This window comes from Sinomonas sp. (genome assembly GCF_036848755.1).
Classification (GTDB): Bacteria; Actinomycetota; Actinomycetes; order Actinomycetales; family Micrococcaceae; genus Sinomonas.
Genome location: NZ_DAIUJO010000097.1, coordinates 1 through 14,313, shown reverse-complemented (window position 1 = coordinate 14,313; position 14,313 = coordinate 1). Strand labels below are relative to the sequence as shown.

12 protein-coding genes are annotated in these 14,313 nt (G+C 69.8%); 5 read left to right on the top strand and 7 right to left on the bottom strand.

The genetic code is table 11. From position 1 onward, the window contains the following. Positions 1-255 precede the first annotated feature (255 nt). Entirely contained in the window at positions 256-1,158 is a 903-nt protein-coding gene (locus tag V7053_RS14415; RefSeq protein ID WP_334172967.1) for a DUF4031 domain-containing protein, read from the top strand. A gap of 4 nt (positions 1,159-1,162) precedes the next feature. Here the strand turns inward: V7053_RS14415 and V7053_RS14410 are convergent, their stop codons facing one another. The 5 genes from V7053_RS14410 to V7053_RS14390 all read right to left on the bottom strand — a co-directional run bounded on the left by V7053_RS14410 (position 1,163) and on the right by V7053_RS14390 (position 5,932). Beyond that, on the bottom strand, positions 1,163-1,714 hold the full coding sequence (locus tag V7053_RS14410; RefSeq protein ID WP_334172966.1) for a 2'-5' RNA ligase family protein: 552 nt from the start codon (positions 1,712-1,714) through the stop codon (positions 1,163-1,165). 3 nt (positions 1,715-1,717) lie between these two features. After that, positions 1,718-2,281, bottom strand: a complete 564-nt coding sequence (locus V7053_RS14405) for a YceI family protein (protein ID WP_334172965.1) — start codon at positions 2,279-2,281, stop codon at positions 1,718-1,720. 108 nt (positions 2,282-2,389) lie between these two features. Then, the gene (locus V7053_RS14400) at positions 2,390-2,791 is read right to left on the bottom strand and encodes a YccF domain-containing protein (protein ID WP_334172964.1); all 402 of its coding nucleotides are present in this window, start codon (positions 2,789-2,791) and stop codon (positions 2,390-2,392) included. A gap of 332 nt (positions 2,792-3,123) precedes the next feature. Beyond that, positions 3,124-4,713 (bottom strand): DEAD/DEAH box helicase, encoded by a 1,590-nt coding sequence (locus V7053_RS14395; protein ID WP_334172963.1) that lies wholly within the window; start codon positions 4,711-4,713, stop codon positions 3,124-3,126. Positions 4,714-4,885: 172 nt separating this feature from the next. Continuing rightward, entirely contained in the window at positions 4,886-5,932 is a 1,047-nt protein-coding gene (locus V7053_RS14390; protein WP_334172962.1) for an Lrp/AsnC family transcriptional regulator, read from the bottom strand. A 125-nt stretch (positions 5,933-6,057) separates the two neighbouring features. Between V7053_RS14390 and V7053_RS14385 the strand changes: the two genes are divergently transcribed. The 3 genes from V7053_RS14385 to trmB are packed head-to-tail and all read left to right on the top strand — an operon-like array spanning position 6,058 to position 9,571. Next, positions 6,058-7,320 (top strand): M20 metallopeptidase family protein, encoded by a 1,263-nt coding sequence (locus tag V7053_RS14385; protein WP_334172961.1) that lies wholly within the window; start codon positions 6,058-6,060, stop codon positions 7,318-7,320. A gap of 28 nt (positions 7,321-7,348) precedes the next feature. Beyond that, the gene (locus tag V7053_RS14380; protein WP_334172960.1) at positions 7,349-8,674 is read left to right on the top strand and encodes an MFS transporter; all 1,326 of its coding nucleotides are present in this window, start codon (positions 7,349-7,351) and stop codon (positions 8,672-8,674) included. A gap of 24 nt (positions 8,675-8,698) precedes the next feature. After that, the gene (gene trmB / locus V7053_RS14375; RefSeq protein WP_334172959.1) at positions 8,699-9,571 is read left to right on the top strand and encodes a tRNA (guanosine(46)-N7)-methyltransferase TrmB; all 873 of its coding nucleotides are present in this window, start codon (positions 8,699-8,701) and stop codon (positions 9,569-9,571) included. 146 nt (positions 9,572-9,717) lie between these two features. Here the strand turns inward: trmB and V7053_RS14370 are convergent, their stop codons facing one another. Beyond that, a complete protein-coding gene (locus V7053_RS14370; RefSeq protein WP_334172958.1) occupies positions 9,718-10,131 on the bottom strand; it encodes a VOC family protein in 414 nt (137 codons plus the stop codon). Beyond that, the gene (locus tag V7053_RS14365; protein WP_334172957.1) at positions 10,128-12,989 is read right to left on the bottom strand and encodes an FAD-binding and (Fe-S)-binding domain-containing protein; all 2,862 of its coding nucleotides are present in this window, start codon (positions 12,987-12,989) and stop codon (positions 10,128-10,130) included. The genes V7053_RS14370 and V7053_RS14365 overlap by 4 nt, the downstream gene beginning before the upstream one ends. A gap of 168 nt (positions 12,990-13,157) precedes the next feature. Here V7053_RS14365 and V7053_RS14360 point away from each other — a divergent pair, with 168 nt between their 5' ends. Then, complete coding sequence (locus V7053_RS14360; protein WP_334172956.1) at positions 13,158-14,174, top strand: bile acid:sodium symporter family protein; 1,017 nt, start codon at positions 13,158-13,160, stop codon at positions 14,172-14,174. Positions 14,175-14,313: the final 139 nt, after the last annotated feature.

The window sequence follows — 14,313 nt, the reverse complement described above, 5'->3', positions numbered from 1 at the left end:
TGAGCAGGTGGGCTGGCTCGACCTGCGGATTGCCGGCCGTCGAGGCGTTCATCGCTGCAGCCGAGAGCGCCTCCTGGCTCTTGGTGGTGAATTTGACGTCCAATGCGAGCTCCTTCCCCCTGCTAGCGGACTTGAAAGTGCACTTCCTACTGAAAGGCATAGTTCTTACTTAGGTCAACGCACGTAAGTTGAGTGTACTCCGCTCAAGTCTTAAGAGCAACTCAAGTCGCTCCCGGAAGGGCCAGAATGGAACCCATGGCCATCCTCATCGATACCCCGATGTGGCCCGCGCACGGGACCGTCTTCGCACACCTCGTCTCCGACGCTTCCCTTGCTGAGCTGCATGCGTTCGCCGCGGCCGCGGAGATCCCCGAGCGGGCCTTCGACGAAGACCACTACGACGTCCCCGAGCGGCGGCACGCGGACTTGGTACGGAGGGGCGCCCTGCCCGTCGACGGGCGAACCCTCGCGCGGGCACTCATCGCTTCGGGCCTTCGCGTCCCGGCCCGCGAGCGGCCCAAGGCCCTCGCAGCCCCGCTCAGACAGAGGTGGGAGCGGCTCCTCCCGGGACGCGCGGCCCTCGGCGGGGAGCTCCTGGAACGTTGGTCCGAGCCGCACCGGCGCTACCACACGGGAGCGCACCTCTTCGCGGTGCTCACGGCTCTCCAGGGGCTCACCGACGACCGTGAAGTACCCCGCGCCGTCGAACTCGCCGCATGGTTTCACGACGCGGTGCACGCAGGCACGGCGGGACGCGACGAGGAGGATTCCGCGCTGCTCGCGGAGACGCGGCTGCGCGATGCCGGTCTCGCACCCGGCGAGGTGAGTGAGGTGGCGAGGCTCGTCCGGCTCACCGCCGATCACCAGCCCGAAGCGGACGACGACGGAGGGCAGCTTCTGTCCGATGCGGACCTTTCGGTGCTCGGCCGGGAACCAGCAGGCTATCGGCGGTACACGCAGCAGGTCCGAGCCGAGTACGCGCACGTGCCCGAGGAGCTCTTCCGTGCCGGGCGCGCGGCGGTCCTCGACCAGCTCCTCGGCCTGGATCCGCTCTTCTACACCTTGCGTGGTCGCGAGCTGTGGCTCGCCCATGCACGCTCGAACCTGCGCGACGAGCTCGCGCGGCTCCGCGATGGCGGGCGCGCAAGCGCCGAATGACGGCCTAGGAGCGCCTGGCGTTCCGCCCAGCGCCGTCGCCCCACGCGGCCACGGCGACTCTGAGCGAGGTGTCGCCGTCGGGCGCCATGTCGACGAGCGCAAAGGTGTCGAGTATCAGCTTGTCCCCGCGATGGACCCTTCGCTCACCCTGGACACTGATGTGCGGCCGGAAGCCCTTCCCGGTGTGCTGCGGACTGTGGATCCTCCCGCCGGTCGCCTCGACCACCGCAGCGACCTCCGCAACGATCCGGTCGTGCAGCGCTTGGAGCCGGGGCTCGGGCTCGACGAGCGATACCCGGACGCGCCCTCGGAAGCCGAAGTCGGCGTCGTCGGCGACGACGACGGGAATCGGGCCGTCGTCGAACGCGATCGCGCGGCCCACCGCTTCCAGAGCAGGCACGCGGGGCGAGTCGAAGCGCAGGAGAGTGAGGTGGAGCGGCCACTGCCGCTTGCTGAACGGCGCGCCGACCCCGACCGGCTCGACGAAAGCCACGACGACGAAGGCGCCCAGCGGGTCGGCCCGAGCCGGCCCCGCGGGCGCCCCCTTCGCGTCCATGGTCTAGTTCTGGGACGCCTCGGTCTTGACCGCCGAGATCTCGAACTCGAGCAGGATGCGGTCAGAGACGAGCACGCCGCCCGAGTCGAGGGCCGCGTTCCAGTTCACGCCGAAGTCCTTCCGGTCGATCCGGCGCGAGCCCTCGAAGCCAGCGCGGAGGTTCCCCATCGGGTCGCGTTCGACGCCGATGAACTCGAGCGGGATGGCGATCTCCTTCGTGACGCCGCGGATCGTGAGGTCACCGCTCACGATGAAGCTGTTCTCCTCCACCTGATCAATCCGCTTGCTGACGAAGGTGATCTCGGGGTAATGCGGCGCGTCGAAGAAGTCGTTCGTGCGAAGGTGCTCGTCGCGCTGGGCGTTGCGCGTATCGATGCTGGCGACCTTGATCGTCACGTTGACACTCGAGGCCGTCGGGTCCTCCGCATCGACGTTGATGACACCTTCGACATCGTTGAAGGATCCACGCACCTTCGTGACCATCGCGTGGCGGGTTGAGAATCCGAGGCGTGTGTGGGCTGGGTCGAAGCGCCATTCCCCCGCGTACGAAGGATCGATTTCCGGCATGTGGCCTCCTTAGTCGTACCCAACTTATAGCCGCAGAGACGCGGTGTCACAAAGTGTTCTGGAACACAGTTGTGTTAGTACCCGCTGCTGCGGGGTAATCCGAAAGGCTCAGTGGCTGTAGCTGGGCAGGAGGCTGTTCGACCGGACGATCCGCTTGCCGAGGGGGAACAGCGAAACCGGGATGAGCTTGATGTTGGCAATGGCCAGAGGGATGCCGACAATCGTCGCGGCCATCGCGATCGCGGTGGCAACGTGGCCGATCGCGATCCAGATGCCTGCCACGAGGAGCCAGATGATGTTGCCGAGTTCGGTCGCCACGCCAGGCCGCTCGTGCCGATCCACGACCGTCCGGCCGAACGGCCAGAGCGCGTAGGTGCCGATCCGGAACGACGCGATGCCCCAAGGGATCGTGACGACGAGGAGGCAGCAGACAATGCCAGCCAGGAAGTAGCCGAGGGCGAGCACAAAGCCGCCGAAGACGAACCAGATGAGGTTGAGAAGGGTCTTCATGGGTCCAGTCTGCCCGTGCTCCCTGACATTTGTCGTCACCGGGCCCAGCGATCACCGACGGATCAGCTGGGCCGGTTCGCTCGCGAGGCGATGACTGCCGGACACACCGCCGAAATGATCCTGCTGGCCAGAACCAACCCGACTCCCAGACGGCGGCGTACCAGGGCACGACAGGTTCATGGGCTCTCCCGTTCCCGGCCCCTAGGGGAGCCGCTCAGAGAGAGCCTTGCACGAGCTGCAAATAGTTAAGTGTCACGCAGAAGCCGCGTCCGGGGCCTCACGCACCAAGCTCAGTAAAGCACGTGCGCGAAGGCCGCCGAGAACGCGGATCCTCAGCCCCTACGAGTGTTCGAGGCGGGAGCCCCAGCCCGACGCGGCCCACGGCGACCGGGGGTCGACGCCGCCCCGCCGCTCTGGCCCGCAGAGCGGCCAGGCGCCTGATGCATCCCGGCGGCCTGCGACGGCTTGCCCTTCGGCGTTCCAGAAGACGACTTCCTCGGGGCAGAGGCCTGAGCAGACTTGCCCTGCGCGGCAGGCTTGCCCTGCGCCGGAGTGCGCCGCGCCGTCGTCCGCTGTGCCGCAGCACCCCGGCTCTCCGCTGTGCTCCGGCCTTCCGAAGTCCCCGCGCCCGGCCCGCGCCCGCGCCGAGAGCGCTTCCGCTGGGCGTTCGCTCCCGTCGAGGTCCCGCCGCCCTGCCGAGGCTGCTTCGCCGCGACGGCGGCCTCGCGCTCCGCGGGGTCGACGTACTCCGCCAGCTCACCGACGAGCTCGGCCACGGCCGGCGAGGCCGACGACACCGACTGGAATTCCACCTTGACCCCGGCGTGGCGGAGGAGCTGGCGCACCTCCTGCTGTTGCTCCGGAAGCGCGACGGTGACGACCGCTCCCTCGGAGCCCGCGCGGGCGGTGCGACCCGAGCGGTGCAGGTACGACTTGTGCTCGGCCGGCGGATCGACGTGGACGACGAGTTCGACGTCGTCGACGTGCACGCCACGGGCGGCGACATCCGTCGCGACGAGCACGCGCACGGCGCCCGAGGAGAAGTCGGCCAAGTTGCGGTCCCGCGCGTTCTGCGAGAGGTTTCCGTGGAGGTCGACGGCAGGGATCCCCGCCTGCGTGAGCTGCTTCGCGAGACGCTTCGCGTGATGCTTGGTCCGCATGAAGAGGACGCGGCGGCCTTGGCCCGAGGCGAGCGCATGGACCAGGTTCTTCTTCGCACCCGCGTCGGCGGCGACGAAGACGTGGTGCTCCATCGTGGTCACGGCGGCCCGCGCCTCGTCCACGGAATGCGTGAGCGGGTTGTGGAGGTAGCGCTTCACGAGGGCGTCGACGCCGTTGTCCAGCGTCGCCGAGAAGAGGAGGCGCTGGGCGTCCTTCGGAGTTGTGTCAAGGAGACGCCGAACGACCGGGAGGAAGCCGAGGTCCGCCATGTGGTCGGCCTCGTCGAGCACCGAGACCTTGACGTGGCCGAGATCGACGAGTCCCTGGCGCCCGAGATCCTCGAGCCGGCCCGGGCAGGCGATGACGATGTCAACGCCGGCATTGAGCGCCCGCTCCTGGCGCATCTGCGAGACGCCGCCATAGATGACGGTGGTCTTCAGTCCGGCAGCGTGGGCAAGCGGTTCGACAGTCGCGTTGATCTGGGTGGCCAGCTCGCGGGTGGGGGCGAGTACGAGCCCCAGAGGGCGTCGGGGTGCGCGGACGACGGCGGCGCCGGCGGCATCGAGGCGAGCCACGAGCGGGATCGCGAACGCGAGCGTCTTGCCGGATCCGGTGCGGCCGCGGCCAAGCACGTCGCGGCCGGCAAGGGTGTCCGGAAGGGTGGCCGTCTGGATCGGGAACGGGGACTCGATGCCTTGGGCAGCGAGGGTGCGGTCGAGGACGGCGGGTACGCCGAGCGAGACAAAGGTGGGGGCAGGCATGGGTAAGGCAACTCCAGCATCGGATCGTCCCATGGGCCACGTCGGCGTCACGGGTTCGCCGAGGAAAGGAGCCGGGCCCTACTCCGCAGCGCCTCAGCGAGCGGGCGGGCCTGTCAACGCGTTCATCGACGCATGTTGGGCTTGAATAAGAGAAGTCGAGCGCGCAACTTTCCTAGTCTATCAGGGCCGGAGCGGCGACCACCTCGCCGGTCGTCGTCCCGTCGGGGCGCAGCATGACGCCGACCCGCTTGACCGCGCGGAGCATCACGACGCTCTCGACCAGCTCGATCCCGGGAATCCGCTCCTGAAGGGCCAGCTCCGCCGTCATGACATCAGCGACCGTGCGGAGCCACATCATGATCGTGAAGTTGGTCTGGCCGGTCGTCGACGCGACGAGACGGAGGTTCCGCAGCCCACCGATGGCAGCCGCTGCCGCCGCATGCTGGCCCGGCGGCACCTTGGCGAGCCACTTGCACGCAACCGGATACCCAGCCCGCGCCTGCGCGACCTCGCACCGAAACGAGAGCATCCCGCTGCCGACCACCCTGGTGAGCTGGCGGTGCGCCGTCGCCGGGCTCCGACCGAGCTCCCGCGAGATCTCCGCCGCGCTCGCCCTGCCGTTTCTCGCGAGGATCGGCAGAAGGTCGTAGCACCCGGACGGCACGCTGCCCGTGAACGGCTCGACGCGGGCGAGTTCCGAAAAAGCGGCGATCTGGGCGCGATCGAGGGCTGCAAGACGCCACGAATGCCCTCCAGAGTGGAGGCGCGTGCACAGATGAGTCTGCACACGTCGGACGCCCGGCGCCTCGGCGATGAGCGGCAGGACGGTCTCGCTGCATTCCACGAGCGACTTCGCGAAGACCGTCAGGGCGAGATCCGGGTGGCTCGCCCCGACATCGATCGTCTGGACCTCCGGGATCGCAGCCAGCGCCGCCGTCGCCGCCTCGCGCTCGCCGGGCGCGCATTCGACGTCGACGAACGCGAGGACCATCACGGCGGGATCACCCTTGAGGTGGGCCGTGATCCACGCCAGGCCCGCCGAGCGGAGCCGTTCCCAGCGGCGCGCGAGGGTCGCGGGGTGCGCGCCGAGGATCTCAGCCGCCTCCAGCCACGGAGCGCGGGGAGCGATCTGCAGTCCGTGAAGGAGTGCGAGGTCGTCCTCGGAGAACTCGACCGCGGGGGAACCCAATGAGGGAAAGCGCTGCCGATCTTGATTCATGTGAGGGATTATTGCAGCTAACCCTCGTACTCAGATTCTGTCCCGCACACTTGCTGATATTGGAGAGAGAGTGGCGCACGCCACACTGGAGCCCCTGAGGATGGGCGCGAAAGCGAGGAGACACGGTGGAGCTGACGGCCGAGGCACGAGGACTGCACGACGAGCTCGTCCAGTGGAGGCACGCCCTCCACCAGGAGCCCGAGATCGGCCTCGAGCTGCCCCGCACACAGGAGAAGGTCCTCGCCGTGATCGACGGGCTCGGCCTCGAAATCACCACCGGAACTGACACGACGTCGGTCACCGCCGTGCTGCGGGGCACCGGTGGCGTGGCTGACGACGACGGCGCGGCGACGCCGTCGTCCGCTGCGTCTCCCTCGACGCCCGGGGACCGCCCGGTCGTCCTCCTCCGCGCCGACATGGACGCGCTCCCCGTGCAGGAGCGCACGGGCGCGGACTTCGCCTCGCGGGTCGACGGCGCCATGCACGCATGCGGCCACGACCTCCACACGTCGATGCTCCTGGGCGCCGCGACACTCCTCGCCGACAACCGGCACCGGCTCGCCGGCGACGTCGTCTTCATGTTCCAGCCGGGCGAGGAAGGCTACGACGGCGCGAGCGTCATGGTGCGCGAGGGCGTGCTCGACGCCGCCGGTCGCCGCGCGGACGCCGCCTTCGGCATGCACGTGTTCTCCTCGATGGCGCCGCACGGCCAGTTCGTGACGCGCCCCGGCGTCATGATGAGCGCCTCCGACGGGCTGTTCGTGACGGTCCGTGGGGCGGGCGGCCACGGCTCCGCCCCGCACGCAGCCAAGGATCCCGTGACCGTCGCCGCCGAAATGGTGCTTGCGCTCCAGACGATGGTCACTCGCCAATTCGACATGTTCGACCCCGTCGTGGTGACGGTCGGCCGGCTTGCGGCAGGGACCAAGCGCAACATCATCCCCGACACCGCCGAGTTCGACGCGACCATCCGCACGTTCTCCGACGCCCACCGCGAGCGCATGCAGGCGGTGATCCCGCGGCTCCTCGAGGGCATCGCCCACGCCCACGGCCTCGACGTCGACGTCCGCTACGCGGCCGAGTATCCGCTCACCGTGACCGACCGCCGCGAGACCGAGTTCGCCGAGGCTGCGATCGCCGAGCTCTTCGACGGCCGCCACGCCCGCCTCCCCCAGCCGCTGAGCGGTTCGGAGGACTTCTCGCGAGTCCTCGCCGAGGTGCCGGGCAGCTTCATCGGGCTCAGCGCGGTGCCCGCCGGTGCGGACCACGCCACGAGCGCGTTCAACCACTCCCCGTTCGCGACCTTCGACGACGCCGTCCTGAGCGACGGCGCCGCGCTCTACGCCCACCTCGCCCTTGCCAAGACGGCCGACCTCGCCGCCCGCTGAGCGGGCCCCAGACCCCCACGGAGACACCATGACTGCCAGAACCACCCCAACCGAGCGCACGGCGGCCGCGAGCGTCGTCAGACCCAGGAACAGCACCGGCCATACGGTCCTGAGCACCGGCATCGGCAACGCGGCCGAATGGTTCGACTGGGGCGTCTACGCGACGTTCGCCCCCTTCTTCTCGAAGCAGCTGTTCAACCCGGCCAATCCGACGTCCGCCATCCTGTCGACGCTCGCGATCTTCGCCGTCGGCTTCCTTGCCCGCCCGTTCGGCGGCTTCCTCTTCGGCTGGATCGGCGACCGCCTCGGGCGCAAGACGTCGATGACGCTCTCCATCGGGCTCGCTTCGGCAGGGAGCCTCATCATCGCGATCGCACCGACCTTCGCAGCCGTGGGCGCCTTCGCTTCCGTCGTGCTGCTCATCGCCCGGCTCGTCCAGGGCGTCGCGCACGGCGGCGAGCTTCCGTCCTCGCAGACGTTCCTGGCCGAGACGGCGCCACGCGAGAAGCGCGGCCTCTGGTCCACCCTCATCTACTTCTCAGGCACCATCGGGACGGTCGCCGGCGTCCTCATGGGCGCGGTGTTCACCATGGTCCTGAGCAAGGACCAGATGGGGGCCTTCGGCTGGCGCATCCCGTTCTTCGTGGGCGCGGTGCTCGGCCTGTGGGGCCTCGTGATGCGCGCACGGCTCAAGGAGACCGAGATCTTCGAAGAGGAAGAGGCCGAGATCAAGGTCGCGCGGGTGAAGCCCAAGCTGTGGGCCGAGATCGTCAGGCACCGCAAGCAGGCGTTCCAGGTCATCGGGCTCACCGTCGGGCTGACGATCGTGTACTACGTGTGGGCCATCGTGGCCCCGACCTACGCCGCGACCGCCCTCAAGATCGACCCCGGACAGGCCCTGTGGGCCGGCGTCGCTGCGAACGTCGTCTTCCTCATCGCCCTCCCGCTGTGGGGCAAGCTGAGCGATCGGATCGGGCGCAAGCCGGTGCTGCTCGTCAGCGCCATCGGCGCGGCCGCGCTGAACTTCCCGATGCAGGCGCTCCTCAAGGACTCGGCCTGGCAGCTCTTCATCGCCATGTCCGTCATGCTCGTGTTCATTGCTGCCTCTGCCTCGATCGTCCCGGCCGTCTATGCCGAGCTGTTCCCGACCTCGATCCGCACCGTGGGTGTGGGGGTGCCGTACTCGATCTGCGTGGCGCTGTTCGGGGGGACGGCCCCGTACCTGCAGACGCTCTTCACCGACGTCGTGAAGCAGCCCTGGATGTTCAACGGGTACGCCGTCCTCATGGCCGTCGTCTCGGCCGCCGTCGTCCTGACGATCCCCGAGACCCGGGCGAAGGACCTGACCAGCTAGCTCCCGCCACTAGGCTTGGGGGCGATGAGCGAGCAGCACCCAGAGTCCGTCGGGGCCGAGAACTCCGCCGGCAACCCGATCACCCCCGGCAGCCAAGCCTCCTTCGGCACCTACCGACGTCAGCCCGTGAGCTTCGTCCGTCGCGGCACGCGGCTGCAGGGGCGCCGCCAGCAGGCGTGGGACGAGCACGCGGACGCGTTCGTCGTCGACGTTCCGCGACAGGTCGCGGACACGTCCGTGCACCCGGATTACGTGTTCGACGCCGAAGCCGAGTTCGGGCGGAAGGCCCCGCTCGTCGTCGAGATCGGCTCGGGCCTCGGCGAGGCGATCGTGGCTGCCGCGGAGGCGAACCCGGAGCGGAACTTCCTCGCCGTCGAGGTCTACCGCCCCGGCCTGGCGAACACGCTCCTGCGGATCGGCCAGCGCGGCCTCACGAACGTGCGCGTGGCGCAGGCGAACGCCCCGGAGGTCCTCGGGAGCATGCTGCCCGCGGCATCGGTGCGCGAGCTCTGGGTGTTCTTCCCCGATCCGTGGCACAAGACGAAGCACCACAAGCGCCGTCTGGTGAAGGACTCCTTCGCGGACCTCGCCGCCCGCGTCCTCGAGCCTGAGGGTCTCTGGCGGCTCGCCACGGACTGGTCCGGCTACGCGCAGCAGATGCGCGACGTCGTTGCCGCCTCGCCAGCGTTCCGCAACGGGCACGACGGCGAGCTGGCAGGGGCCACGAGCCCCCTCACGGCGGCGTGGGCCTCCGGCGTCGACTGCGAACCGACGGGCGAGACCGACGACGTCGGCGGGTGGGCGCCCCGCTTCGAGGGCCGGGTGCTCACGAGCTTCGAGAACAAGGCGCTCAAGGCGGGGCGTGTGATCTTCGACCTCACGGCGGTGCGGGTCTAGCAGGGGGCGCCGGCTCACGAAGGCGCACGTTTCGCTCGAGGGCGCACGTTTCGCTCGAGGGCGTACGTTTCCCTGCGCGCAAACGTACGTTCTCGAAGCAGACCTGCGCCCTCGAAGCACGTGTGCGCGCTCGGACGCCTCCGGCCTCAGCCAGCTGGGCTCCGGCCCCCCAGCCCATGCAGCGGGGACCTGTCGCCCACCGACCACACGTGGCCGAACGGGTCGGTGAAGCCGCCCTGCCGGTGCACGCCCCAGGGCCTCTCGTGGTCCTCGACGGGAGAACCCGGCGTCGCCCCCGCCGCGAGCGCGCGCTCGACGACGGCGTCCGGGTCGTCGACGAACACCTCGACGCGCACGCTCGTTGCCCCGACGCGATCGGGACTCGTCTCGGCAGGATTGTCCGGGTTCGCCTCGTGCAGGAAGAACGGTGCGCCGTCGACGGCGAGGCCCGCGACTCCCCCGAGGTTCCAGAGTTCGACGGCGCCCATCGCCTCCCGGTACCACACGACCGCGGCCGCGGCGTCCGGAACGATGAGCATCACGGAAATGCCCGCGCTCACCTGCCGCCGTCCTTGCGCAGCGCCTCGGCGAGGATCTGGACGAGGTGGCGGCTCTCGAGGCCGGCGAGGTCGCGGACTTGAGTCCGGCACGAGAACCCGTCGGCCAGGATCGCGCGATCCGGCGAGGCCTCGGCCTTCGCGAGGATTCCGCCCCGCGCGATCGTCTCCGAGACCTCGTAGTGGCCCCGCTCCATCCCGAAGTTCCCCGCGAGGCCGCAGCAGCCCGCCGAGACCTCGACTTCACAGCCCATCGCTTCGAGCAGCTTCTGGTCGGCGCCGTAGCCCATCACCGAATACTGATGGCAGTGCGGCTGGACGAGGAGTTCCTCGGCGGCGCGCGGCGGCGTCCAGTCGATCGACGTGAGGTACTCGGCCACGGTCTTGACGGCGCCCGCGAGCTCCTTGGCCCGCGGTTCGTCCGGCAGGAGCTCGAGGAGATCCGAGCGGAGGACGGCGGTGCAGCTCGGCTCGAGGCCGACGACTGTTCTCCCCTCCCTCACGTGCGGGATGAGCGCGTCGAGGGTGTTCCGGAGGCGGGACTTTGCGGCGTCGAGCTGGCCTGTCGAGATGTAGGTGAGCCCGCAGCACGCGCCCGGGCCCGCGACCTCGACATCGCACCCTGCGGCTTCGAGGACCTCGAGGGCCGCTCGCGGGATCTCGGGATCGAGGGCGTCGGAGAACGTGTCGACCCAGAGCAGCGCCTTCGGGGCACCCTCGGGGCCGGGACGACGACGGCGCGAGCGCAGGTCCCACCGGAACGGCGCCCTCGGGAGGCGAGGGAGCGAGCGGCGGGTGTCAGCGCCCATGAGAGCTAGGACGGCCTTCCGAAGGGGCGGGACACGGCCGACGAGATTGGCGAGCGGAGCGAACGGGACCGCCAGGCGCAGCCACTGCGGGAGCCGCCCGAGCGAGTAGTGGCTCCGTGGCCGGAGCCGCCCCCGATACGTCTCGTACAGCGTCTGGGACTTGTACATCGCCATGTCGATGCCCGTGGGACAGTCGGTCGAACATGCCTTGCAGCTCAGGCACAGGTCGAGGGCCGCGTGCACCTCGGGCGACCGCCAGCCGAGCTGCACGACTCCGCCGTTGAGCATCTCCTGGAGGGCCCGGGCCCGGCCGCGCGTCGAGTCCTTCTCCTCGCGCGTGGCGATATACGAGGGGCACATGAACCCGCCTGCGCCGCGCGGGTCCGCCCGGCACTTGCCGACGCCCACGCAGCGGTGGACCGCTTTGGTGACGCTCCCGCCGTCGTGCGCGAACGCGAAGCCTCGGGTGACGTGGAGCTCGACGGCGCGCGGTCGGCGGAGGTCTGCGTCGAGCGGCGCGGGATCCACCACGATGCCCGGGTTCAGGAAGTCCTCGGGGTCGAAGATCGCCTTGAACTCCGCCATCGCGGCGAGGGCGTCCGCGCTGTACATGGCGCCCAGCAGCTCCGAACGGGCGCGGCCGTCGCCGTGCTCCCCCGAAAGCGAGCCGCCGTGCCTCGCCACGAGAGCCGCTGCCCGCTCGAGGAAGCGGCGCATGAGCGTGCCGTCGTGCTCGAGCGGGAAGTCGATGCGCAGGTGCACGCAGCCGTCGCCGAGGTGCCCGTAGGCCATCCCCGTGAGGCCCTCGTCGTCGAGGAGCCCGGCAAGGTCGCGGAGGTAGTCGCCGAGCCGCTCCGGCGGAACGGCTGAGTCCTCCCAGCCGGGCCACGCCTGGTCGTCCTTCTCGGTCCGCCCAGCGAGCCCCGCGGCGTCCTCGCGGATGCGCCACAGCCGGGCGCTCTGCTCCCCTGCGGGCAGGACCTGGGACTCGCTCGTGGCCGCGGCGTCGACAAGCCTTCGTGCGGCCCGCTCAGCCTCCTCCGGCGTATCCCCCGGCACCTCGGCGAGCAGCAGGCACCCGCCCTCCGGGATTTCCGGCACGCTGTCCGCGCCCTTCGCGCGCCGCAGGGCATCGAGCAGCCGAGTGTCGAGTCCTTCGAGCGCAAGGGGACGGAAGGGAAGGAGGTTTGGGACGTCGTCGGCCGCGGTGGCGAGGTCGCGGTAGCCGAGGACCGCGAGCGCGGGCGCCTTGGCCCGGGGGACGAGTCGGAGGGTGGCCTCGAGGAGCACCCCGCAGGTGCCCTCGACGCCCACGAGCGCGGCCGCGAGGTTGCGGCCCTTCTCGGGGAGCAGGTGGTCGAGGGAGTAGCCCGAGACCTGCCGGCTGAAGCGGCCGAACTCCTTCCTCAGGACCTGGAGGTGCCGGTCGACGAACTCGCCGAGCCCACGGACGGCCTCGAACGCCTCCGGGCCGGACGAGGCCGTGATGACCTCGCCCGTGCCGGTGAGCCACGTCAGGGAGAGGACGTTGTCCGCCGTCCTGCCGTAGGACATCGCGTGGGCGCCGCACGCGTTGTTGCCGATCATGCCGCCGAGCGTGCAACGGGAGCCGCTCGCCGGGTCGGGCCCGAAACGCAGGCCGTGCGGTGCGCACGCCGCCTCGAGGTCGGCGAGCACCACGCCGGGTTCGACGACGGCGGTCCGCGCCTCGGGGTCGACGGAGAGGACGCGATGGAGGTAGCGGGAGAAGTCGATCACGAGACCCGGACCGATCGCGTTCCCAGCCATCGAGGTGCCCGCTCCGCGCACCGTCACGGGGATGCGGCGCTCGCGCGCTGCGGCGACGGCCACGAGGACGTCGTCCCGCGAGCGCGGGAGCACGACGACGCTCGGTACCACGCGATAGTTCGTGGCGTCCGAGGAGTAGAGGGCTTTCGCGAGCGAGGAATCGTCGACGTCGCCCTCGATCCTTCGGCGGAGGTCCTCGACGAGGGACTGCACGGCCTTCTGTCCGGGGCGCCTCGCTGCGGGGCGGACTGCAATCGACGTCATGTTCCAGTGCTACCCCAGAAAGGGGGTCGAACCACAGGTCTGTCCACTGGTTGCCCGCCCCTGCCGCAGCGGCGGGCCGATTCCCAGCCCCCTGATGACGGTTCACGATGCCTGTCAGTTCGGCCTGCTACTTTCGGGATGCACCGGACGTTCGGGACAATTGGAACTATGCCCCGCCGTCTGACACTGTCCCTGCTACGCCGCTGGCCTCTCGACCCGTTCATCACCGCGCTCCTCATCACCGTCGGCGTCGCCTCGCTGTTGCCGGCGCGCGGTGCGGTCGCCAACGGGGTCACGGATCTCCAGACGGTCGCGGTCGCGCTGCTGTTCTTCCTGTACGGAGCCAGGCTCTCCCCCCGGGAGGCGCTCGACGGCCTGCGCCAGTGGCGGCTGCACGCCATCGTCCTCGCTGTGACGTTCGTGGTCTTCCCTCTCCTGGGACTCGCCGCGCGGCTGCTGGAGCCCGCCCTTCTCGGACCCCAGCTCTTTCAGGGGGTGCTCTTCCTCTGCCTGCTGCCTTCCACGGTGCAGTCCTCGATCGCGTTCACCTCGATCGCGCGGGGCAACGTGGCCGCCGCCGTCTGCAGTGCGACCTTCTCCAACCTGGCCGGCATCGTGGTCACGCCCCTGCTTGCCGCAGTCCTGCTCAACGCCAGCCACGGCGGCGCCAACTTCGGCGGCCAGATGCTGGACATCGTGCTGCGGCTGCTCCTGCCTTTCCTGGGCGGACAGTTCGCCCGCCGCTGGATCGTTGGCTGGATGGGCCGACATCGCAAGGTGCTGACGCTCGTGGACAGGGGTTCGATCCTGATCGTCGTGTACGGCGCGTTCAGCGAAGGCGTCGTCGGAGGGATCTGGGGGCAGCTCGCCCCGTCCCGCTTCGGCGGACTGCTGCTCGTGAATGCGCTGCTGCTGGCCGCGGTGCTCGCGCTGACGGGCTACGCAAGCCGACGGCTGGGATTCGGCCACGAGGACCGGGCGGCGATCATCTTCTGCGGGTCGAAGAAGAGCCTCGCCACGGGCGTCCCCATGGCTTCGGTGCTGTTCGCCGGCCCGACGGTGGGGCTGATGGTTCTTCCGCTCATGCTCTTCCACCAGATGCAGCTCATGGTGTGCGCAGCGCTCGCGCGCCGATGGGCCGCTCGTGCTGAAGCGGCAACGGCGCCGTCTTCGGCGCACGCCTGATCCTGTCGGCGCACGCCTGATCTGGAGGGAACGTCATGGTCTAGTTGCCTTCGCCGATCCTTTCGCTGACGAACGCTTGCACAGAGGGAGCACCATGCACCACAACCACGCGATCGCCCCACTCGCCGGAGTCCGGGTC